Genomic DNA, 20,772 nt, shown 5'->3' with positions numbered 1-20,772 from the left:
CAAGGTGCAACGGACTACTCAACCCGCTCCGCGATTCCTTCCGCGTTCCTGCGCAAAGAGACGGCGCTTTTGGGAGTACGAACCGGCCTCAAACAACCACGTTTGATGTCCGGCAGCAACGAATCTCCCACCGAATACCGAATGCTAGGACCTCAAACTTCTACATAGCATTAACGGTCAATATTAACGGCTTTGGCCCGCGGATAAACCCCTATCAGGGATACAAATGTGTCACAAATGCATCTATCCGCACACAAAAGCTTGAAATCAGGCCTTTTCGGCCGTTTCCATGGCCTCGCGCGAGGTGATCACCTTGTCGACGACGCCCCAGCTAAGTGCCTCATCCGCTGTCATAAAGTGGTCGCGGTCAAGCGTCTGTTCAACCTCTTCATAGGTCCGACCGGTGTGCTTGACGTAGACTTCGTTCAGGCGGCGTTTCATTTTCAGAATGTCGCGCGCATGCCGCTCGATGTCCGATGCCTGGCCCTGGAAACCGCCGGAAGGCTGGTGAACCATGATGCGGGCGTTCGGCGTCGCAAAGCGCATGTCCTTGTGACCGGCAGCCAGAAGCAGCGAGCCCATGGAGGCGGCCTGGCCGATGCACAGGGTCGAAACGGCAGGCTTGATGAACTGCATCGTATCGTAGATCGCCATGCCGGCCGTAACGACGCCGCCCGGCGAATTGATGTAGAGCGCGATTTCCTTCTTCGGGTTCTCCGCTTCGAGGAACAGCAGCTGGGCGCAGATCAGAGTTGCCATCTGGTCTTCCACGGCACCCGTCAAAAAGATGATGCGCTCTTTCAGAAGGCGCGAGAAAATGTCGTAGGAGCGTTCGCCGCGATTGGTCTGTTCAACGACCATCGGCACCAGAGCCATGGCGGTATCAACGGGATTTCTCATGTCAAACCTTTGTCTAGCTGGCGCGCGAACTCTCCTGCGCGCCGGGAATCATCGGGAATATCTCGCTTCATACATAGAGTGTCCAAGTACCCCACTTCAAGTCGCGAACTCTGCATAACGTTAATACCTGGCCGCCCCCCAGCATTCCCGCCACGGCACATTGATGCGTGATCTTTTAGTGATTCCTAAGGAGAGCGATACGGCCTGCGTCGCTTTTTGAACCTTTTCACACAGGCATTCGGCCTTTCTGGGTGAAAAATCGGTAAATTGCCGTCAAAGCTGGGATTCGATCGGCAGGATGCTGATGATCCCCGCGGTCAGGCGGCGCATGAAACCGGCCTCCGGCTCGCGGCGAAGCACGCGCGGTTTGTTATTCTCGCTGTCCTGCCAGCGCAGGCGGCCGTTCTCCAGGCTCAGCCGGAAGCTGTTCGCCGGTCGCGTCTCCTCCTCGAAAACAGCCTCGACTTCATCGACGAGCGAGGGATGCGTGAACAGGACGCCCATTTCGGTGTTGAGCGACGCTGACCGCGGATCGAAGTTCAGCGAGCCGACGAAGGCCGTCTTGCCATCGACCGTGAAAGCCTTGGTATGCAGGCTCGCGCCGCGCGATCCGAACAGCGATATGCGCCTGGGATCGCCGAATTCGTGCATCGCCTTCAGTTCGAACAGCGTTATGCCGTGCTTCAGGAGCGCCTTGCGGTAGTTGGCATAGGCGCCGTGCACTGCCGCGACGTCGGTGGCGGCCAGCGAATTGGTCAGAACCGCGACGTTGACCCGACGCTCGACGAGCCGCGCAATTTCGGCGAGGCCCTGGGCGCCGGGGATGAAATAGGGGGAAATGATCTTCACGTCCTGTTGTGCGCACGTCAGAACCGGCATCAGTTCGCGCATGATCCAGTTGTTGCGCTTTTGCAGAAATGCCTTTTCGGGCGGATCGGAGACGAGCTTGGCGTCACCCGTCCAATGAAGCGCTTCCGTCGACGGCAAGAAGCCGCCATGCTTCCCCGCCTCTTCGACATGCGTCAGATAGTGCTGGCCGCCAGCTGTCGCCGCGATCCTTTCGAGCTTCTCCCTGAACGCCGGAAGATAGTGCTTGCGCATCGTTCGCAACGATCCGATTGGCACCACGACAGGGCTATTCCAATAGCTATCGAAGACTGTCGCCGCCTCCATCGCCACAGGTCCGAGCATCCAGACATCGAGATCACGGAAATTCGCCTGCTCGGCTGCATCGAAATAGGCGTCGCCAATATTGCGGCCGCCGGCGATCACCAGCTGGCCGTCGGCAATCCATTGCTTGTTGTGCATGCGCCGGGAGGTGCGCAAAGGCCGCAGCATCATCTCCAAACCGCGCTTGAGCCGATCGGTCCGCGCCCGGCTTGGGTTGAACAGACGAACCTCGATGTTCGGATGAGCGTCCAGAGACAGGCACATGCGATCGTGCAGGCCGGCATTGATGTCATCGAGCAGCAGGCGCACCCGGACACCGCGGTCTGCGGCCGCAATCACCTCGCGCGTCAGCATCCGACCGGTCAGGTCGTTCTTCCAGTAATAATACTGCAGATCCAGACTGCGTCCCACTTTGCGGGCCGACAGGGCGCGAAGGGCAAAGGCCGACATATTGTCGGAGATCAGCGCGACGCCGTTCAGTCCCTTGTTTTCGTCAAGCAGCGGCGCTGCCTGCCGGTCGAGTTCGGTTTGATCCCTTTCCGGCATCAAGGCGCTCGAAGCCGGGCCATGCAGCCGCCGCCCGAAGCGGCCATAGGCATAGACCAGGATCAGCGCTAAAAGGCCGGATGCGAAGACGGAGAAGGCGACGATGGCGGCGCGCATGGAAAGACGACCTGTCCGTCAGGGTTGAGCGGCGGAAATCGCTTTGTTCGCAGCCCTGCCTTCACCCGAGAGCGCGGCCTTCAGATCGATATAGGCCTTGACCGGCAGATGATCTGACGCCACGCGGGCGAGCTGCGTGTTGTGGACTTCGACCGCCGTAACCAGATTGGGCGGGCTGCCCATCACCCGGTCGAGCGCCAAGAGCGGAAAACGCGAGGGAAAGCTCGGCACGGCAGTCGCCGCATGATCGAAGACGGGGCTTAGAAAACGCAGCGCCGAGCGGCGTCCGAGCCGCCATTCGTTGAGATCGCCGATCAGCAGCGTCGGCCGTTCCTCCGACTCGCGGATGGCAGTCAGGATCGCCTCCGCCTGCCGCGCACGGGAATGCCTCAGCAGGCCCAAATGGGCGGCGATGATCCGCAACGGCCCTGCCTTGAGATCGAGATCGACGACGAGCGCGCCGCGCGGCTCGACGCCGGGCAATTTCAGTTGGTGAACCTTGGCGACGGCGCCCTCGCGCAACAGGAGCACATTGCCGTGCCAGCCATGGCCCTTGGATGAAAAGGCGGCGATCGGCACCGAGATCAGGTGACACTCCCGGTGCAGCCGTTCCAGGTCCAGAAGCCCCGCCCGTTCGCCGAACCGCTGATCGACCTCCTGCAGGGCAATGATGTCGGCGCCGATCTCGCCGATCACTTCGGTGGTCCGGCCGGGATCGAAGCGGTTATCGGTGCCGACGCATTTATGGATGTTGTAGGAGGCGATAACGGTGTCGCCCCGCGCTCCTGCCGGATCCCGGCCGGCAAGCGAGACGCGCTTTCCACGGATCGCGGCAAAAATGCCCGCTGACAGGCTGCTATGCGACGAAGCCATAGGCTCTCTCTGGTGCTTGCCCTTCATCGTGGAAAAAATAGACATCTCGCGCCGCAAGGCAAGGCGGCATTCCGCAAATGCCCGCATTTGACACGAGCGCAGCCCCTTGAAAGCAGCGATAGCGGGTCGAGCTGCAATATCTGGGAATTGTTCCGACAATTTTCTTGTCGAGCAGGCGGCTTCAGCCATAGATCAGCGTGCAGCCTGTTTCATCCAGCGAGAATGCCGCCAAATGTCCGCCCCGTCTGCCATTTCCATCACGCCCGCGAACCGGCAAGTCAGCATCGACGTGCGCAATCGCGCCTTCTATCAGGATCCCTTGGCGGCTTACGCAGAACTGCATGCGCAGTGTCCTGCCTTCTTCTGGGAGGAACAGCAGCAATGGTATTTTGCCGGCTACGACCAGGTGAACGGGCTGCTGCGCGACCGCCGCTTCGGCCGGCAGATCCTGCATGTGGCAACCCGCGAGGAGCTCGGACTGGCGGAGCCGAAGCCGCATCTTGCGGATTTCGACCGGCTGGAGAGCTACTCGCTGCTGGAACTTGAACCGCCGGCGCACACGCGGCTTCGCACGCTGGTCAACCGCGCCTTCGTTTCACGCCAGATCGAACAGCTGCGGCCGGAAATCGCCGCACTTGCCCATTCGATCATCGACGGCTTCGAAAGGGACGGCGAAGTCGAACTGCTGAAGACCTATGCCGAAATCATTCCGGTGACGGTGATTGCCCGCATGCTCGGCGTGCCGGTGGACATGGCGCCGGAACTGCTCGACTGGTCGCACCGCATGGTACGCATGTACATGTTCAATCCGACGCTGGAAAGGGAACTGGACGCCAACCAGGCGTCCGCCGAGTTCAGCACCTATCTGAAGAGCCTCATCGACTGGAAACGCGACAATCCGGCCGATGATCTCCTCACGCACATGATCACGACAGAGAAGGACGGCGAGCGACTGTCCGATGACGAACTGATCTCGACGGCGGTCCTTCTGCTCAATGCCGGCCACGAGGCGACGGTGCACCAGCTTGGCAACGCCGTGCGCGTCCTGCTCGAGACAGGCACGCCAGCGCAACAGGCGTTTGCCGACGATACCGCCACCGAGCGGACGATCGAGGAATGCATGCGCTATGCCGCGCCGCTGCATATCTTCCAGCGCTATGCTCTTGCCGACATCGAGATCGCCGATGGCATCCAGCTCAAAAAGGGCGACAAGATCGGCCTGCTGCTGGCCGCCGCCAATGTCGATCCGAAGAAATTCTCCGATCCCCTCGCCTTCCGCCCCGAGCGTAACGAAGGTCCGCACCTCTCCTTCGGCGCCGGCCTGCATTTCTGCATCGGCGCGCCGCTCGCAAGGCTCGAACTGCAGCTGTCGCTGCCGATCCTGTTTGAGCGCCTTCCCGGGCTGCGGCTGAAAAGCGCGCCGCAGGTGAAGGACAGCTACCATTTCCACGGGCTGGAGCGGCTGGAACTGGCGTGGTGAGAAGAGGCCTGACTCTCCCCTGCATTAGACCCTGATCACATAATCCTTGCTTGTCGTTTCAATCACTTCCCAGGTTCCCTTGAAGCCGGGTCTGAGGATCATGCTGTCGCCGGCCTTGAGGTGCGTCTCGGCGCCACCCTCCTCGGTGACGATAGAGTGGCCGGAAAGGATGTGGAAATACTCCCACTCGTCATAGACGATCCGCCACTTGCCGGGCGTCGCCTCCCAGATACCGGCATAAATGCCACCCTCGGTTTCCTCGAAATTCCAGGTCCGGAACTGCGGGTTGCCGTGGATCAGGCGATCCGGCGCAGGTCCGCCGATCTCCGGTTCAAGCGACGACCGATCGAATATCACGGCGTGGGTCATGATGGCTCCATGGGAAAACGGCCGGGTTCCCGGTCATTCTAAACGCAGTCAAACCTTGGCGAGCGATTGCTCGAGATCGGCGATGATATCGGCGACGTCCTCGATGCCGACCGACAGGCGCACGACTTCCGGACCGGCGCCAGCCGCCGTCTGCTGTTCCGGCGTCAATTGCCGGTGGGTGGTGGACGCCGGGTGGATGACGAGCGAGCGGGTGTCGCCGATATTGGCAAGGTGGGAGAACATCTCCAGCCCCTCGACGAAGCGTTTTCCCGCCTCATAGCCATCCTTCAGGCCGAACGTGAAGACAGCGCCCGCCCCTTTCGGCGAATATGTCCGCTGAAGCGCGTGGTTGGCGTCACCCTCCAGACCGGCATAGTTGACCCAGGCGACCTTGTCATGGGTGCTGAGCCAGGTGGCGACGGCCAGCGCATTGTCGCAATGGCGCTGCATCCTGAGCGGCAGCGTTTCGATGCCTGTCAAAAGCAGGAAGGCGTTGAACGGCGAGAGCGCCGGGCCGAAGTCGCGCAGGCCCAGCACACGGCAGGCAATGGCGAAGGCGAAGTTGCCGAAGGTCGCATGCAGCACCATGCCGGCATATTCCGGGCGCGGTTCGGAGAGGATCGGGTATTTGCCGGATTTCGACCAGTCGAACGTGCCGCCGTCGACGATCACGCCGCCCATCGAGTTGCCATGCCCGCCCATGAACTTGGTCAGTGAATGAACGACGATATCGGCGCCATGGTCGATCGGCCGGATGAGGTAGGGGGTCGCCATCGTATTGTCGACGATCAGCGGCAGACCATGCTTTTTCGCAACCTGTGAGATCGCCGCAATATCGACGAAAGTGCCGCCGGGATTGGCAAGGCTCTCTATGAAGATTGCCTTGGTGCGCTCGTCGATCTGGCTTTCGAAGGAGGCGATATCGGCGGTATCGACCCACCGCACGCGCCAGTCGAAGGATTTGAAGGCATTGCCGAACTGGTTGACGGAGCCGCCGTAGAGCTGGCGCGCCGCGAGGAAATTGTCCCCCGGGCTCATGATGGCGTGGAAGATCAGCAACTGGGCCGCATGACCGGAAGCGACCGCGAGCGCTGCCGTGCCGCCTTCGAGTGCCGCCACCCGCTCTTCCAGCACCGCCTGCGTCGGGTTCATTATGCGGGTGTAGATATTGCCGAAGGCCTGCAGGCCGAACAGCGAGGCGGCATGATCGGCGTCGTTGAAGACGAAACTCGTCGTCTGGTAGATCGGCGTTGCACGGGCCCCGGTGGTCGGATCGGGCTGGGCGCCGGCGTGAATGGCAAGCGTATTGAAACCTGGATTGTTCTTCACGGACGTGTCCTCCCCTGATCAAGTTCGGCGCACTATTTCAGACGCTGCACCTCCCGGTCAAAGACTGTTTTGCCGGATCTGCACGCTGGGCGATCATGGATTTCCAATCTCTGATCGAATGCCGCGACGCCGTCAGCCGACCAGGCGCGGATATTCGATGGCCGGACAGCGGTCCATGACGACCTTTATGCCTTGCTCTTCCGCTTTTGCGGCTGCGCTGTCGTCGCGCACCGACAATTGCCCCCAGATAACCTTCGGACGTTCTTTCAGAGCCAGGATTTCATCGACCAGCGCCGGCAGGGCATGCGCCGCGCGGAAAACGTCGACCATGTCGACGGCTTCGGGAATGTCGGCGAGCCGGGCATAGACTTTCCGCCCCTGTATTTCCTTGCCGGCCTGCCCCGGATTTACCGGGAAAACCGTATAGCCCTTGCGCAACAGGAATGCCATCACGCGATGGCTCGGCCGCTCGGGGTTCGGCGACGCGCCCACCAGCGCAATCGTCTTCGTCGATTTGAGAATGTCGGAGATATAGAAATCCGGATACGCATCATGGTTCATCGTCGAAGTCCGCCCAAAGCAATCGTTGCGCGATAATTGGGATAGCCCCCTCCACTGTCAACCGATCGGATGGCGCTTTGCATGCAAATCCAAGGGCCACAGCATCCGCGGCGTCGCCAAATCTGGATATCCGTCAGATTCGGGTTGCTTTTCGCGATGCGCACCTTCAGAAAATGTGACGTATCCCGTCTTCCTCGCATCCCTGAAGGTTCATCTTGCCCCTCGACGTCATCGCTCTCGTTCTGTTCGGGGCGTTACTGCACGCGACCTGGAATGCGCTGGTCAAGGCTGGATCGGAGAAGTCGCTCGATGCGGCGATGATCGCGCTTGGCGCCGCCACCGTTGCCTTGCCCTTCCTGCCCTTCATGCCGCTGCCGCATCCGAACGCCTGGCCGTTCATTTTCGTATCCGCGCTCTTCCAGTTCGTCTATTTCCAGCTTGTGGCCGCCTCCTACCGCGCAGGCGATATCGGTCTCGTCTATCCGCTGATGCGCGGCGTCGCACCCTTGCTGGTGGCTGCGACAAGCGGCGCGCTGATCGGCGAGAACCTGTCGAGCGGGGCTCTCGCCGGCGTGCTGACGATCTCGACCGGAGTGCTGACGCTTGCCTTCGAAGCGCGCAAGGGCGGCAAGCACGCCATCCTGCTGGCGCTTGCGAATGCGGTGGTTATCGCCAGCTATACCTATGTCGACGGCCTCGGCGCCCGCATCGCGCTCAATCCGATCTCCTACACGCTGTGGATGGCGTTGCTGCCGCCGGTGCTTTTGTTTGCCTGGGCCTTTATCACACGCGGTGTCAAGCCCGTCCTGCGCCACGTCCGAAACCAATGGTGGCGCGGCCTCATCGGCGGCGGGGGCTCGATCGGCGCCTATGGCCTGGCGCTCTGGGCGATGACGAAAGCGCCGGTCGCCACCGTCGCGGCGCTGCGGGAAACCTCGATCCTCTTCGCCGTCGTCATTTCGATCGTCTTCCTCAAGGAGCGCGTCAGCATCTTCCGCATCGCCGCCGCCTGCCTGATCGCGCTCGGCGCGCTGATGCTGAAGCTTGCTTGAAGGCGAGCGTTAGGCTGCCGATTTGGCGGGCAGCACTTCAGTCTTGCGTGACGCGTAGAACGTCTACCGGAGAAAGCGCTATCAATCCTCTTTCCACTCCGGCATGCGCTTGCCCAGAAACGCGCCCATGCCCTCATCCGCGTCACGAGCCAGCATGTTTTCCACCATGATGCCCGTGGCGAAATCATAGGCTTCAGTGATGCCCATCTCCGCCTGCCTGTAGAACGCCTCCTTGCCAATCCTCAGCGCCTGCGGCGACTTCGAGGCGATGACGGCGGCGTATTTGTCGACGACCTGGCGCAGATACTGCTTCGGGACGATGCGGTTGACGAGGCCGAAATCCTTTGCCGTCGAGGCATCGATCGTTTCGCCGGTCAAAAGCATTTCCATCGCCTGCTTGCGGTGTGCGGCGCGCGACACGGCGACCATCGGCGTCGAGCAGAACAGGCCGATATTGACGCCGGGCGTGCAGAAGGTCGAGCTATCCGTACAGATCGCCAGGTCGCAGCTCGCCACCAGCTGGCAGCCGGCCGCCGTCGCCAGCCCGTCGATCTCGGCGATTACCGGCTGCGGCAAGCGGTTGATCGTCAGCATGAGATCGGTGCAAAGCCGGACGGATTTTTCGAAGAACGCCCTGCCCTTGTCGCCGTCGGCGCGATGCGTGGTCAGCTCCTTGAGGTCATGGCCAGCCGAGAACACATCGCCCGAAGCCGCCAGGATGATGACACGAATATCGGTCGACTTGGCGGCGGCATCCAGTTCAGCCGCCAGCGCGTCCAGGAGCGCAATCGACAGGGCGTTTGCCGGAGGATTGTTCAGCGTCAGCCGCAGCACCTTGCCCGAAACCTCGCGCAGCACAAGGCCGTTCGGCTCTTGCCTGCGCAGGGAAACAACGTCTGCCATATCTTTTCTCCTCAGTCCCAGGTCATCAGCGCTAGGTACGCCGCGCCCATCACCGTTTCAAGCAGCCTCTAAGACTTTCTTCCCGCTTGCCCTTATCGATCAGCGATCTGTAAAACCGGCCAGGCATTCTGGGAGTGAGCCATGCCACTGGAACCGATCCTCACCGTCGACGACCTAAACCGCTTCCTCGAGACGGATTTTTCCGAGGTTCATACCGATGGCAAGATCTTCGAGGTCGTGGCGACGGGCCCCGGTTCTGCCACGATGCGGCTCGATCCGAGGGAAAAGCACCTGCGCCCCGGCGGCACGATTTCGGGGCCGACGCTGTTCGCACTTGCCGATGTCACCGCCTATATTACACTGCTTGCCCATATCGGGCCGGTGGCGCTCGCCGTCACCACCAATCTCAACATCAATTTCTTGAGAAAACCGCGGCTCGGGCCGCTGTACTGCACGTGCCGGATCCTGAAACTCGGCAAGCGACTGGCGGTGCTCGATGCGGCGATATCCGAACTCGATGGCGAAGAATTGGTGGCGCATGCAACCGCGACCTATTCGATTCCACCAAGTTAAATTGTGGTATATTGATACCCCAACGTTAACGGACTGTTTTAAAAGAGAAATTTTTCAAGACCCCTGAACCGCTAAACTTGACGGCATTTCATCCTTTGCGTATAAGCCGCACCAGATCGCGGTCCTCTCGGGCCGCTTTCCTTTTTGGCGACTTTCGGGCCTGCCAATTCAAGCAACAAGAAACGCCCGGCGGCAACGCATCGGGTTCAAACGAAAGAGTTTTAACATGGCAACCTTCGTTCAGAAGCCTGCAGAGGTGGAGAAGAAGTGGATCCTCATCGATGCCGAAGGCCTCGTTGTCGGACGTCTCGCTTCCATCATCGCAAATCACCTGCGCGGCAAGCACAAAGCAACCTACACCCCTCACGTTGACGATGGCGACAATGTCATCGTGATCAACGCCGAGAAGGCAGTCCTCACCGGCAAGAAGTACACCGACAAGAAGTACTACTGGCACACCGGTTACCCGGGCGGCATCAAGGAGCGCACGGCGCGCCAGATCATCGAAGGCCGCTTCCCGGAGCGCGTTCTCGAGAAGGCTGTCGAGCGCATGGTTCCGCGTGGTCCGCTTGGCCGTCGCCAGATGAAGAACCTGCGCGTTTACGCCGGCACCAACCATCCGCATGAAGCACAGCAGCCGACCGTCCTCGACGTCGCCAAGCTGAACAGCAAGAACGTAAGGAGCGCCTAATCGTGGCTGATCTCTCTTCTCTGAAAGACCTCGGCACGACTTCGGAAGCTTCGGCTCCGGTTCATGTCAAGAAAGTTGACGCCCAGGGCCGCTCCTATGCGACCGGCAAGCGCAAGAACGCCGTTGCCCGCGTCTGGGTCAAGCCGGGTTCCGGCAAGATCACCGTCAACGGCAAGGAATTCGCAAACTACTTCGCCCGCCCGGTTCTGCAGATGATCCTGCGCCAGCCGATCGTCGCTGCTGCCCGTGACGGCCAGTTCGACATCGACGCCACGGTTGCCGGCGGCGGTCTTTCCGGCCAGGCCGGTGCCGTTCGTCACGGCATCTCCAAGGCGCTGACCTACTTCGAGCCAGGCCTGCGCTCGGTCCTGAAGAAGGGTGGCTTCCTGACCCGCGACAGCCGCGTCGTCGAGCGTAAGAAGTACGGCAAGGCCAAGGCCCGCCGTTCGTTCCAGTTCTCGAAGCGTTAATCGCCACTCGCATCGACTTTTGGAAAAGGCGGGCTTGGTCCCGCCTTTTTCTATGCCGTCAAAGCGGCAGCTCCGTCGAGAATTTCAGCTCGCGCAGCACGAAGCTCGATACGACCGTGCGCACATGCGGATTGCGCATCAGGTACCGCGTCATGAAAGCCTCGTAGCTTTCCACATCGCTCGCCCGGATCTTCAACATGTAGTCGAACGCGCCGGACAGCGCATAGCACTCCATGATCTCAGGCCGCTCCAGCACGACGGAGGCAAAGGAGGCGACCGCCTCCTCGTGGTGATCTTCCAGTGTCACATGCGCAATCACGCATAGCTTCAGATCGAGCTTGCCAGGGTCGAGCAGCGTCACGCGCTTGCGGATGACGCCATCGGCCTCCAGTTCCTGGATCTTCCGCCAGGCCGAACTCTGCGACATGCCCGCCTTCTCGGCCAGCTCGGCCAGCGACAGACTGCCATCCGCCTGCACGAGTTGCAGCAGCTTGCGGTGGAAGTTCCCGGTTTCTTTCATTTTCTGCCAGGTCTCCGAAAATTCCTGCCAAGATTAGGCCAAGAGCCAGCAGGAAAGAAAGGAAAATCCGGCGTTTCGGGAGCATAATTACTCTTAAGGTACCCGCCCAGCCACGTGCCGGAATGACGGAGGATCAGAGCATGACGAAGGAAAGCACCTACACTGCCAAACTGCCCGGCCCGGATGGTTTGTACGACTACACGCCCGAGGAAGATGCGATCTGGGGCGAACTCTACGAGCGCCAGATGAAACTGCTGGCAAACATGGCCTGCCGCGAATATCTGGACGGCGTCAAGACGCTTGGCCTCAGGCCGGACAAGGTTCCGCAACTGCTCGACGTCAACCGGCGACTGAACGAGACCACCGGCTTCGGCGTCGAAGGTGTCCCCGCCCTCATTCCGCCATCGCAGTTCTATGAACTCCTGTCCCAGGGCAAGTTCCCGCTCGCCACCTTCCTGCGCCGCCGCGAGCATATCGACTACATCGAGGAGCCCGACCTCTTCCACGAGGTGTTCGGCCATTGCCCGCTTCTGACCAACCAGAGCTACGCCAATTTCGTCCGCCGTTTCGGCGAAACTGCCGTGCACCTCGGCAAGGGCTATTCGTGGCACCTGTTCCGCATCTTCTGGTTCACCGTCGAATTCGGCCTGATCAACACGCCGGAAGGCCGCCGCTGCTACGGCGCCGGGATCGTCTCTTCACCAAGCGAGGCGAAAGCCGCGATGGCCGGCACTGCGTGCGAATTCCGGCCATTCGACCTGTTGAGCGTGCTCAGAACGCCTTACCGCATCGATATCGTCCAACCGATCTACTATGTCATCGACAGCTTTGCCGATCTCGAGGCGATCATCGATCAAGATATCGGCGGCATGATCGAGAAGGCGAAATCGCTGGGTGATTTCGCCCCGACCTTCGAGGCCAAGGCCTCCTGAGCGCTGGCTTTTCCGTCGGCAGCAATAATCGGGGTCTTGCCTTCCTTCGGGCGATTGTCCAACGTCTGGCCACGCAACAGACGGGACGACAATGGCCAACAAGACGATAGACCACGCGATCACCGCCACCTCGCTGCAGAGCGCGGCGAGCGACCCGACCCATGCAGGCATCCTCTCCTTCATGCGGCGGAAATACACCAAGAGCCTGAAGGGCGTCGATGCGGTCGTCTGGGGCATTCCCTTCGATGCGGCAACGTCCAACCGGCCCGGCGCGCGCTTCGGGCCGCAGGCCATCCGCCGGGCGTCGGCCATCTTCGACAACGATCCGCAGTATCCCTTCGAGCGCGACCTGTTCGCCGACATGGCGACCATCGATTACGGCGATTGCCTGCTCGACTACGGCAACCACGCCAAGACGCCCGCCACCATCGAACGCGAGGCGGCGAGGATCCTGAAGAGCGGCGCTTTCCTGCTGACGCTTGGCGGCGACCACTTCGTGACGCTGCCGCTTCTCAGAGCCCATGCGGCTGTCCACGGTCCCCTCGCCCTTGTCCAGTTCGATGCGCATCAGGACACGTGGGCCGACGAGAAAGGCCGCATCGACCACGGCTCCTTCGTCGGCCGCGCCGCGCGCGAAGGGCTGATCGACCCGGCAAGTTCCATCCAGCTCGGAATCCGCACCCACGCGCCCGACGATTGCGGCATCCGTATTCTCTACGGCTACGACATAGAGGAGATGAGCGCGGCCGAGATCGCCGATATCGTTCTCCGTCACGTCGGCGACCGGCCCGCCTATCTCACCTTCGATATCGACTGCCTCGACCCTGCCTATGCGCCCGGCACCGGCACCCCCGTTTCGGGGGGACCTTCGAGCGCCAAGATCCTGTCGGTGATCCGCAAGCTCGGCGCGCTCGTCATCAGGGGCGCCGACGTGGTCGAGGTGGCGCCAGCCTACGACCATGCCGACATCACCGCCATTGCGGCCTCCACAATCGCAATGTATATGCTCGGCCTTCATGCCGAACAGCTGGCGGAGCGGCGTGGCTGACGTTGTTGTCAAACTGATTCAATTTCATGCCAAAGTGATTCCGCAAGAATGGCTAATCGATTGGCAGGACAGGATAAAACCATGAAACCGAAGATCTTCATCGATGGCGAACACGGCACCACGGGGCTGCAGATCCGCAGTCGCATGGCGGGCCGTTCGGATGTCGAACTGCTGTCCATTCCGGAAGCCGAACGCCGCAACGCCGCCATTCGCGAAGATCTTCTGAACAGCGCCGACGTCGCCATCCTCTGCCTGCCCGACGACGCCTCGAAACAGGCCGTCGCCATGCTCGAAGGCAACAACAAGGTGCGCATCATCGACACTTCGACGGCGCACCGCATTGCACCGGACTGGGCCTATGGCTTCGCCGAAATGGACCACGGCCAAGCCGGCAAGATCCGCGACGCCCGGCTTGTCGCCAACCCGGGCTGCTATCCGACCGGCGCGATCGCTCTCATCCGGCCGCTGCGGCGGGCGGGCATCCTGCCGGAAAACTATCCGGTCACGGTCAACGCCGTCTCCGGCTACACCGGCGGCGGCAAGCAGATGATCGCGCAGATGGAAGACCCGGCCAATCCGGATCACATCGCCTCACCGAACTTCCTCTACGGCCTGACGCTCAAGCATAAGCACGTGCCTGAAATGAAGACGCATGGCCTGCTCGGCCGCGCCCCGATCTTCTCCCCGTCGGTCGGCCGCTTCCCGCAGGGCATGATCGTTCAGGTGCCGCTGTTCCTCGACCAGCTTGCGGACGGCGCAACGCTCGAAAGCATCCATGCTGCTCTCGTGGCACACTATGCCGGACAGTCGATCGTCGAGGTCGTGCCGCTTGAAGAGAGCGCGAAAATGCCCCGCGTCGATGCCGTCGAACTTGCCGGCAAGGACACGATGAAACTCTACGTGTTCGGAACGAGCGGCGGCGAGCAGGTCAATCTCGTCGCCCTGCTCGACAATCTCGGCAAGGGTGCGTCGGGGGCGGCCGTGCAGAATATGGACCTGATGCTGTCGGCCTGAACCGGCTGGCTGCGGAGCCACGCACACGACACGACGGTGGCCCTCTCACCCCCTCTGCCCTGCCGGGCATCTCCCCCTCAAGGGGGGAGATTGGCATGGCGCTGGCCTCTTGCTCTCGATCTCCCCCCTTGAGGAGGAGATGTCACGAAGTGACAGAGGGGGTATTCCCGATTCCATCGTGTACTGTGGCTGCCCTTGGCTCTCGCTCGCTTCCCCGATGCTGATGGACGCCCGCGCTGGTCAGCCCCGCACTTCGATCGCCAGCGGCCGCGGATATTCCCCGACGAAGGCGCGCCAGTGGGCAATCGAAAAACCGAGCACGATCAGCGCCCCGCCCTGATGCGCAACGCCCCAGCCGACCGGCACCTGCAGGATCAGCGTGGTGATGCCGATGATCGCCTGGATCGTCACCAGGACGAACAGCAGCACCGAACGCCGCGCATGGGTCGTGTCCGGCGCGCTGCGCAGCGAGGCGATCATGTGCATCAGCACGAAAGCGAACAGCACATAGGCGCCGATACGGTGGACGAACTGCACCGTCTTCGGGTTCTCGAACAGATTGAGCCAGGCCGGCTGCTGGACAAACAGGTCACCCGGCACGAGCGAGCCATCCATCAGCGGCCAGGTGTTGTAGCTGAGCCCCGCATCGAGCCCCGCGACCAGCGCACCGAGGTAGATCTGGAACAGCGCCATGCAGGCGATGATGGCAGCCATCTTCTTCGAGCTTCTCGTCGGCGCCGGATCGTCCGTATGCGGTGCAAGCCCGCGGCCGATCCAGAGGCAGGAGATGAAGATCAGGCAGGCGATGACGAGATGGGTTGCAAGCCGGTATTGGCTGACCTCGGTGCGGTCGGCAAGACCGGAGGAGACCATCCACCAGCCGATGAAACCCTGAAAGCCACCGAGCGCCAGAATGCCGATCAGCGGCAATTTCAGACGCGGCTCGATCTGACCCCTGATCCAGAAGAAGGCGAGCGGCAGGGCGAAAATCAGGCCGATGGAGCGTGCCAGCAGTCGATGCGCCCATTCCCACCAGAAGATCGTCTTGAACCCTTCGACGGTCATGTCGCTGTTGAGCTGCGCATATTGCGGGATCTGCTGGTAGAGCGCGAACTCTTCCTGCCATTCGGCCTCGGTGAGCGGCGGAATGACCCCGTGGATCGGCTTCCATTGCGTGATCGAAAGGCCGGATTCGGTCAGCCGCGTCGCGCCGCCGACAAGCACAAGCGCAAACAATGCCAGCACGACGAAACCGAGCCAGATCCTGATCTGTGCGCGATTGCGGCTGACCGTATCGAGCTCGCTCCGAAGACGCTGTTCCGTTGCCAAATCCGTGCTCGCCATCAGGCACTCCAGTTAAATTGCATGGCCCGTGCCCGTAATAAGGCAATTTGTCTCAAGGGCTGCGCTTCAAAGCCGTTGATTTGCACGAGAGCAGCATGCAAAACAAGACTTATCCCTTTGCGGCATGCCGTCGCGGCCCGACACCGATACGCAGCAAGGACCTGCCAACCCGAAAGACCTCAATGCCCGTACGCCTCAGAAAACTGATCGGCACGATCATCATCATCATTCTCGTCGTCGTCTATGCGCTGGCGGCCACCACCTTTGCCTCGCTGCTGCTCGGCGCTGCCCCCTGGTGGGTTCACCTCGCCTATTTCTTCTTCACCGGCCTGTTGTGGGTGCTGCCCGCCATGCTGGTCATCAAGTGGATGGAAAAGCCTGCCAATCCGCGCTGACCGGGGGACCGCATGAAAATCGCCGTGATTGCCGATATCCACGGCAATGATCTCGCACTCGAAGCCGTGCTCGCCGACATCGCTGCTCAGGGTATCGACGATGTGGTCAATCTCGGCGACCACTTCAGCGGTCCGCTCAATGCGGCGCGCACGGCCGATATCCTGATCGCGCGCAATTTCCCGTCGATCCGAGGCAATCACGATCGCTGGCTGGTTTCCCGGGCGCCGGCTGATATGGGCCTCTCGGACCGCACCGCCTTTGACGAGTTGCAGCCGCACCATCTCGACTGGCTCAGCACCCTGCCGCCCACGCTCGTTCACCGGCAGGAGATATTCCTCTGCCACGGCACGCCGCAGGACGATCTCACCTACTGGCTGGAGGATCTGACGGCAGAGGGCGTGGTGCATATGTCGAGCCGCCGGCGGATCGAAGGTTTCGCCGCCGGCATCGACTTTCCGGTCATGCTCTGTGGCCATACCCACGTTCCGCGCTCTGTCCGGCTTGCCGACGGCCGGCTGATCGTCAATCCCGGCAGCGTCGGCTGCCCCGGCTATGACGATGACGAGCCGGTGTTCCACAAGGTGGAAACCGGATCGCCCGATGCGGCCTATGCCATCATTTCCAAGACGCAAGAGCGCTGGGACGTCACCTTCCGCCGCGTACCCTATGATCACATGATCATGTCGCACCTTGCGCGTCAGCGCGGTCGCAAGGATTGGGCAGGTGCGCTCGCCAGCGGCTGGTTCGACGGCTAAAGCGCGCTGCCGCGCCACCATCTCGGCGCCGGTGATCGCCGATCCGATGCCCGGGGCCGCTTTAGCCATTCGGTAACCGCATTTGACAAAATCCCCGCCAGATCGAGCGCGTCGCGTCCAATTTAAATGAAAATAACGGCATGGTTGCGTAAGAAGGGCGTCATCCATTTTCGGGAACAGCAAGCGATCATGACGGACGTGGACTTCAACATGATGCCCGTTAACGAGGCTCGCAGCCGCGTCTGGCATGCCCGTCGCGAGGCCGTCCGGGATGTCGTCCTCACGCGCGACCTCAGGCTGTCGGTTCACGTCAGCATGCAGGCGCTTGAAGCCGATTGGCGAGCACTTGAGGCATCATCTTCGACCTCTTTGCATCAAAGCTTCGACTGGTGCGCGGCATGGGCAGCTACCCACGCCAGCCAACTGCTGCTGGTGCGCGGCACCATCGATCGCAAGACCGTCTTTATCCTGCCGCTGGAACTGGTCCGCGGCCGGTTCTTCCGTACGGCCCGCTTCATCGGTTCGCCGCACAGCAACATCAATACCGGCCTCTTTGCTGCCGATTTCGATCCACTCACCCGCGAACAGCTTGCCCGCACATTGATTGCGGATCTTGCAACGAAACTGTCGCGTGTCGCCGATATCGTCACGCTGGAAAAGCTGCCGTTCGATTGGCGCGGCGTCACCCACCCGCTCGCCTCGCTTCCCGCCGTGCGCAATCAGAATTCCTCGTTCCAGCTACCGCTTCTCGACAGTTTTGAAGCGACGCTCGCCCAGGTCAATGCCAAGCGGCGGCGCAAGAAATTTCGGGTTTCGGAAAAGCGGCTCGAAGCGCTTGGCGGTTACGAACACGTTGTGGCTACAACACCGGACGAGCGGCGGCATATGCTGGATCTGTTCTTCGAGCAAAAGGCCGTCCGCTTCAAGGCGCTCGGTCTGCCGAATGTGTTTCAGGACTGCGAGACGCAGGCTTTCTTCCACGCACTCGCGGCTGTCGGACCAACCGGCGACGGGCAGCCCCTCGAACTGCACGCCATCCGGCTGCGGGGCAAGCACGAGGGCCGCATCGTCGCGATCGCCGGCCTGTCGCGCAAGGGCGATCACGTCATCTGCCAATTCGGTTCGATCGACGACGATATTGCCGCCGACGCCAGCCCGGGCGAACTGCTGTTCTACCTGATGATCCGCAAGTTCAACGCCGAAGGGGTCTCCCTTTTCGATTTCGGCATCGGCGATCAGGCCTATAAGCGCTCCTGGTGCACGGTCGAAACGGTGCAGCGCGACATCGTCCTGCCACTGACCCTCAATGGCCGCCTGGCTGCATGGGTCCATCAACTGTCCGTGCGGCTCAAGGCCGAGATCAAGAAGAACAAGCGGGCATACGCCTTCCTGCAGCGCCTGCGCCAACGCCGGCAAATAACCGGCGGCGCGTTGACCGGCGCTGTCGATGACGATTGAAGCGGCGGCGCTCAGGCGGCGCGGCGGCCAGGTTTGCCTGACTGCGGGTGGCCGGTTCCCGTCATCAGCACGATCTCGCCGAACCCTTCCGCACCGAAACCGGTGATCAGGTCGATAATGTCCTCACTGGCGACTGCCGGCGCCGAGATGATGATGTTCGTATCCCTGGACCTCGCCACCTTGCGGACGCCACGGACGTCGGCCGGGCCGCACTCCACAAGGACCGTGTCATAGGCATTCGACAGAGCGTCGATGATCATCTGCAGCCGCTCGATGCCGCGCATTGCAAGAACCGGGTCCGCATCGCCCTGCGGGATGACATGCGCGTCCGACAGGCGATCGGCATGGATCGTCTCGGTGAACGGCACCTCGCCCGCCAAAAGATTGGTAATGCCCGGGAGATCGGCGGATTGCGCCATCAGGCCGGTCGGGCAGGCCGTGCCGGTCAGATCGATCAGCACGATCTTGCGCCCCTCCTCGGCGAGCAGGCGGGCGAGCATGACAGCATTGGTCGAACCTGCATCGCCCCCCGGTGATACTGAGATTGCAACGCGAATATCCTCGTTGCAGAGGTGGGCGGCGACCGACTCGACCGAGAAATCGTCGTCGCTATCGTCCGCCGCCTCCGCCGCTTCCTCATCCGGGACGATCGGTGTGCCGCCCGTCGCGGCTATCCCGCTCGCCGGTGCTGCCCGGGCCTGGCGCTTGCCGTCGACAAGCGGCTCGCCATTTTCTCCGATCGGCCGCAAGGCGCGGCCGCTGAACAGTTCTAGGAGCATGATGACCATGCAACTGACGAGCAAACTGGCGAAAGCCGCGACGATCGTGATCGGCAGGACCTTCGGGAAATGCCGCTCCGTCGGCTCGACCGCCTGGGAAATGATGCGGGCGTCGGCGGGTGTCGCATTCTCGCCGCTGCGCGATGTCGCCTCGCGGTAGCGCGCGAGGTAGGTCTCGAGCAACTGCCGCTGCGCTGTCGCTTCGCGCTCCAGCGCCCGCAGGCCCACCTCGTCCTCGCCTGCCTTGGCCGACGTCGCCTTCAGCGTATTGAGCTGAGCCACAAGCTGGCGCTCGCGCAACCGCGATACGTTCGCCTCGTTTTCGAGGCTGCCCAGAATCTTCTTCGTTTCGCTGAGTATCTGGCCACGAATGCCCTGGAGCTGTGACTTCAGCCCCTTCAGCCGCGGATGTCCGTCAAGCAGGGTCGTGGAGAGATCGGCAATCTGGCCCTGGACGTTGGATTCGGTTTCCTTGAGCCGCTGGATCATCGGCGAGGCGACGACGTCATTGAGCGTATCGACGGCGCGGCCGCTCGCAAGCGCTGCGCGCACGTTTTCGGCGCGCGCCTCGGCATTGGCGCGTTCGCCGCGCACGCGGGCAAGCTCGGTGGAAATATCGTTCAGCTGCTTGGTGGCGAACGTGCCACCGGCTTCACCGGTGAGCAGCAGGTCGGATGAGGCCCGGTAGTCGGCAACCCTGGCCTCGGCGTCGCGAACCTTTTCGCGCAGGTTGGCGATCTCGGGCTCCAGCCAGCGGCTGGCCTCAGTGTTGGAATCGAGCTTTGCACCGCTCTGCAACGACAGGAAGACCTTGGCCATCTCATTCGGGATGGCGGCCGCCAGGCGCGGATCCTTTGAGGTGAACTGGATCGCGATCACCCGCGATTTTTCGACCTGGTAGACCTGCAGCTTTTCCTGAAACTCCTTCAGCACGCGCTCTTCAGGCGGCAGGTCGAGTGGGTTCTTTTTGATGCCGAGCATCACCAGAATATCGGAAGCAGCCGAAGGATTCGCCGTCGGGTCGAATTCCGGCAGCTCGTACAGCTTCATTTCGCGGGCGACCTGCTTGATCAGATCGATTGAACGCAGCACCTGCACCTGGCTGGAAATGCCGGATTCATCGAACAGGCTGTCGGTTGTTTGGGGCGGCCCCTGGTTGTTGGCGCCACTGAATTCCGGCTGGCGTGATTCGATCAGCAACCGCGCCTCGCTCTGATAGTCGGGAGACATCAGGCTCGCGCCGGTGAATGCAAGTCCGGAAAAGACAACGGTCGCCGCGAGCACCCTGCCCCGGCGCCGCCAGATGGCACGGAGCAGCCCACCGAGATCGATGTCCACATCCTGATGTCTGCCGTTGACGCCCGACATGCGCTTTTACCTCGAACCTGCACAACTCGGCGCAACGTAAACAAACATGGTAACGCAAGGGTTAATGGCAGCAAGGCGCTCTCGACGGGACAACCGCTGAATGCAGGGAGAACGCGCCGCAATG

The 20,772-nt window shown here is 61.6% G+C and carries 21 protein-coding genes; 11 read left to right on the top strand and 10 right to left on the bottom strand.

Translation table 11 applies throughout. The features are described from left to right. Positions 1 to 267: 267 nt before the first annotated feature. From clpP to JNB71_RS23110, 3 genes are all read right to left on the bottom strand, one after another. Positions 268 to 900 carry an ATP-dependent Clp endopeptidase proteolytic subunit ClpP gene (gene clpP, locus JNB71_RS23120; protein WP_220374125.1) on the bottom strand — a complete coding sequence of 211 codons (633 nt, stop codon included), beginning with the start codon at positions 898 to 900 and terminating at the stop codon, positions 268 to 270. 273 nt (positions 901 to 1,173) lie between these two features. Next, positions 1,174 to 2,733 (bottom strand): phospholipase D family protein, encoded by a 1,560-nt coding sequence (locus tag JNB71_RS23115; protein ID WP_220374124.1) that lies wholly within the window; start codon positions 2,731 to 2,733, stop codon positions 1,174 to 1,176. 18 nt (positions 2,734 to 2,751) lie between these two features. Continuing rightward, positions 2,752 to 3,606, bottom strand: a complete 855-nt coding sequence (locus tag JNB71_RS23110) for an endonuclease/exonuclease/phosphatase family protein (protein WP_220374123.1) — start codon at positions 3,604 to 3,606, stop codon at positions 2,752 to 2,754. A gap of 232 nt (positions 3,607 to 3,838) precedes the next feature. On the opposite strand from JNB71_RS23110, the gene JNB71_RS23105 reads away from it, so the two are divergent. After that, the gene (locus JNB71_RS23105) at positions 3,839 to 5,086 is read left to right on the top strand and encodes a cytochrome P450 (protein ID WP_220374122.1); all 1,248 of its coding nucleotides are present in this window, start codon (positions 3,839 to 3,841) and stop codon (positions 5,084 to 5,086) included. Between the two features lie 24 nt (positions 5,087 to 5,110). Here JNB71_RS23105 and JNB71_RS23100 read toward each other — a convergent pair whose 3' ends face one another. The 3 genes from JNB71_RS23100 to JNB71_RS23090 form a co-directional block, all read right to left on the bottom strand. Then, entirely contained in the window at positions 5,111 to 5,455 is a 345-nt protein-coding gene (locus JNB71_RS23100) for a cupin domain-containing protein (RefSeq protein WP_220374121.1), read from the bottom strand. A gap of 48 nt (positions 5,456 to 5,503) precedes the next feature. After that, a complete protein-coding gene (locus JNB71_RS23095; protein ID WP_220374120.1) occupies positions 5,504 to 6,784 on the bottom strand; it encodes an O-acetylhomoserine aminocarboxypropyltransferase in 1,281 nt (426 codons plus the stop codon). 132 nt (positions 6,785 to 6,916) lie between these two features. After that, entirely contained in the window at positions 6,917 to 7,345 is a 429-nt protein-coding gene (locus JNB71_RS23090) for a CoA-binding protein (protein ID WP_220374119.1), read from the bottom strand. A 215-nt stretch (positions 7,346 to 7,560) separates the two neighbouring features. Here JNB71_RS23090 and JNB71_RS23085 point away from each other — a divergent pair, with 215 nt between their 5' ends. Next, positions 7,561 to 8,397, top strand: coding sequence for an EamA family transporter (locus JNB71_RS23085; RefSeq protein ID WP_220374118.1), 837 nt, complete (start codon positions 7,561 to 7,563; stop codon positions 8,395 to 8,397). 81 nt (positions 8,398 to 8,478) lie between these two features. Here JNB71_RS23085 and JNB71_RS23080 read toward each other — a convergent pair whose 3' ends face one another. Further along, positions 8,479 to 9,300 carry an enoyl-CoA hydratase gene (locus JNB71_RS23080; protein WP_220374117.1) on the bottom strand — a complete coding sequence of 274 codons (822 nt, stop codon included), beginning with the start codon at positions 9,298 to 9,300 and terminating at the stop codon, positions 8,479 to 8,481. Between the two features lie 141 nt (positions 9,301 to 9,441). On the opposite strand from JNB71_RS23080, the gene JNB71_RS23075 reads away from it, so the two are divergent. The 3 genes from JNB71_RS23075 (at position 9,442) to rpsI (ending at position 11,034) form a co-directional block, all read left to right on the top strand. Continuing rightward, the gene (locus JNB71_RS23075) at positions 9,442 to 9,873 is read left to right on the top strand and encodes a PaaI family thioesterase (protein WP_220374116.1); all 432 of its coding nucleotides are present in this window, start codon (positions 9,442 to 9,444) and stop codon (positions 9,871 to 9,873) included. Between the two features lie 226 nt (positions 9,874 to 10,099). After that, positions 10,100 to 10,564 carry a 50S ribosomal protein L13 gene (gene rplM, locus JNB71_RS23070; protein WP_220374115.1) on the top strand — a complete coding sequence of 155 codons (465 nt, stop codon included), beginning with the start codon at positions 10,100 to 10,102 and terminating at the stop codon, positions 10,562 to 10,564. 2 nt (positions 10,565 to 10,566) lie between these two features. Then, entirely contained in the window at positions 10,567 to 11,034 is a 468-nt protein-coding gene (rpsI, locus tag JNB71_RS23065; protein ID WP_018326004.1) for a 30S ribosomal protein S9, read from the top strand. 58 nt (positions 11,035 to 11,092) lie between these two features. On the opposite strand, the gene JNB71_RS23060 is transcribed toward rpsI, so the two are convergent. Further along, positions 11,093 to 11,554 (bottom strand): Lrp/AsnC family transcriptional regulator, encoded by a 462-nt coding sequence (locus JNB71_RS23060; RefSeq protein WP_113528326.1) that lies wholly within the window; start codon positions 11,552 to 11,554, stop codon positions 11,093 to 11,095. A 140-nt stretch (positions 11,555 to 11,694) separates the two neighbouring features. Between JNB71_RS23060 and JNB71_RS23055 the strand changes: the two genes are divergently transcribed. The 3 genes from JNB71_RS23055 to argC all read left to right on the top strand — a co-directional run bounded on the left by JNB71_RS23055 (position 11,695) and on the right by argC (position 14,548). Beyond that, positions 11,695 to 12,486 carry a phenylalanine 4-monooxygenase gene (locus JNB71_RS23055; protein WP_220374114.1) on the top strand — a complete coding sequence of 264 codons (792 nt, stop codon included), beginning with the start codon at positions 11,695 to 11,697 and terminating at the stop codon, positions 12,484 to 12,486. A gap of 91 nt (positions 12,487 to 12,577) precedes the next feature. Further along, a complete protein-coding gene (gene speB, locus JNB71_RS23050; protein WP_220374113.1) occupies positions 12,578 to 13,534 on the top strand; it encodes an agmatinase in 957 nt (318 codons plus the stop codon). A gap of 81 nt (positions 13,535 to 13,615) precedes the next feature. Next, positions 13,616 to 14,548 carry an N-acetyl-gamma-glutamyl-phosphate reductase gene (gene argC, locus JNB71_RS23045; protein WP_220374112.1) on the top strand — a complete coding sequence of 311 codons (933 nt, stop codon included), beginning with the start codon at positions 13,616 to 13,618 and terminating at the stop codon, positions 14,546 to 14,548. A gap of 240 nt (positions 14,549 to 14,788) precedes the next feature. On the opposite strand, the gene JNB71_RS23040 is transcribed toward argC, so the two are convergent. Continuing rightward, positions 14,789 to 15,892, bottom strand: a complete 1,104-nt coding sequence (locus JNB71_RS23040) for a COX15/CtaA family protein (RefSeq protein WP_220374111.1) — start codon at positions 15,890 to 15,892, stop codon at positions 14,789 to 14,791. 182 nt (positions 15,893 to 16,074) lie between these two features. Here JNB71_RS23040 and JNB71_RS23035 point away from each other — a divergent pair, with 182 nt between their 5' ends. The 3 genes from JNB71_RS23035 (at position 16,075) to JNB71_RS23025 (ending at position 18,501) form a co-directional block, all read left to right on the top strand. Next, positions 16,075 to 16,287: a DUF2842 domain-containing protein gene (locus JNB71_RS23035; protein WP_220374209.1), complete on the top strand. Its 213-nt coding sequence runs from the start codon at positions 16,075 to 16,077 to the stop codon at positions 16,285 to 16,287. A gap of 12 nt (positions 16,288 to 16,299) precedes the next feature. Further along, entirely contained in the window at positions 16,300 to 17,043 is a 744-nt protein-coding gene (locus tag JNB71_RS23030) for a metallophosphoesterase family protein (protein ID WP_220374110.1), read from the top strand. A gap of 186 nt (positions 17,044 to 17,229) precedes the next feature. Next, positions 17,230 to 18,501 carry a GNAT family N-acetyltransferase gene (locus JNB71_RS23025; RefSeq protein WP_431029681.1) on the top strand — a complete coding sequence of 424 codons (1,272 nt, stop codon included), beginning with the start codon at positions 17,230 to 17,232 and terminating at the stop codon, positions 18,499 to 18,501. Positions 18,502 to 18,512: 11 nt separating this feature from the next. Here the strand turns inward: JNB71_RS23025 and JNB71_RS23020 are convergent, their stop codons facing one another. Continuing rightward, positions 18,513 to 20,648, bottom strand: coding sequence for a GumC family protein (locus JNB71_RS23020; protein ID WP_220374109.1), 2,136 nt, complete (start codon positions 20,646 to 20,648; stop codon positions 18,513 to 18,515). Positions 20,649 to 20,772: the final 124 nt, after the last annotated feature.

Source organism: Rhizobium herbae, assembly GCF_019511375.1.
GTDB classification, from domain to species: Bacteria; Pseudomonadota; Alphaproteobacteria; order Rhizobiales; family Rhizobiaceae; genus Pararhizobium; species Pararhizobium herbae_A.
The sequence above is the reverse complement of the archived record's forward strand: the minus strand, read 5'-3'. Positions and strand labels throughout refer to the sequence as shown.

What these genes read in the sequence shown, in the direction of transcription:
- JNB71_RS23100 (WP_220374121.1), bottom strand. Translation starts at nt 5,455, where the DNA reads ATGACCCACGCCGTGATATTCGATCGGTCGTCGCTTGAACCGGAGATC.
- JNB71_RS23030 (WP_220374110.1), top strand. Translation starts at nt 16,300, where the DNA reads ATGAAAATCGCCGTGATTGCCGATATCCACGGCAATGATCTCGCACTC.
- JNB71_RS23020 (WP_220374109.1), bottom strand. Translation starts at nt 20,648, where the DNA reads ATGTCGGGCGTCAACGGCAGACATCAGGATGTGGACATCGATCTCGGT.
- JNB71_RS23040 (WP_220374111.1), bottom strand. Translation starts at nt 15,892, where the DNA reads ATGGCGAGCACGGATTTGGCAACGGAACAGCGTCTTCGGAGCGAGCTC.
- JNB71_RS23080 (WP_220374117.1), bottom strand. Translation starts at nt 9,300, where the DNA reads ATGGCAGACGTTGTTTCCCTGCGCAGGCAAGAGCCGAACGGCCTTGTG.
- JNB71_RS23110 (WP_220374123.1), bottom strand. Translation starts at nt 3,606, where the DNA reads ATGGCTTCGTCGCATAGCAGCCTGTCAGCGGGCATTTTTGCCGCGATC.
- speB (WP_220374113.1), top strand. Translation starts at nt 12,578, where the DNA reads ATGGCCAACAAGACGATAGACCACGCGATCACCGCCACCTCGCTGCAG.
- JNB71_RS23090 (WP_220374119.1), bottom strand. Translation starts at nt 7,345, where the DNA reads ATGAACCATGATGCGTATCCGGATTTCTATATCTCCGACATTCTCAAA.
- JNB71_RS23115 (WP_220374124.1), bottom strand. Translation starts at nt 2,733, where the DNA reads ATGCGCGCCGCCATCGTCGCCTTCTCCGTCTTCGCATCCGGCCTTTTA.
- JNB71_RS23060 (WP_113528326.1), bottom strand. Translation starts at nt 11,554, where the DNA reads ATGAAAGAAACCGGGAACTTCCACCGCAAGCTGCTGCAACTCGTGCAG.
- JNB71_RS23055 (WP_220374114.1), top strand. Translation starts at nt 11,695, where the DNA reads ATGACGAAGGAAAGCACCTACACTGCCAAACTGCCCGGCCCGGATGGT.
- argC (WP_220374112.1), top strand. Translation starts at nt 13,616, where the DNA reads ATGAAACCGAAGATCTTCATCGATGGCGAACACGGCACCACGGGGCTG.
- JNB71_RS23105 (WP_220374122.1), top strand. Translation starts at nt 3,839, where the DNA reads ATGTCCGCCCCGTCTGCCATTTCCATCACGCCCGCGAACCGGCAAGTC.
- JNB71_RS23035 (WP_220374209.1), top strand. Translation starts at nt 16,075, where the DNA reads ATGCCCGTACGCCTCAGAAAACTGATCGGCACGATCATCATCATCATT.
- JNB71_RS23075 (WP_220374116.1), top strand. Translation starts at nt 9,442, where the DNA reads ATGCCACTGGAACCGATCCTCACCGTCGACGACCTAAACCGCTTCCTC.
- rplM (WP_220374115.1), top strand. Translation starts at nt 10,100, where the DNA reads ATGGCAACCTTCGTTCAGAAGCCTGCAGAGGTGGAGAAGAAGTGGATC.
- clpP (WP_220374125.1), bottom strand. Translation starts at nt 900, where the DNA reads ATGAGAAATCCCGTTGATACCGCCATGGCTCTGGTGCCGATGGTCGTT.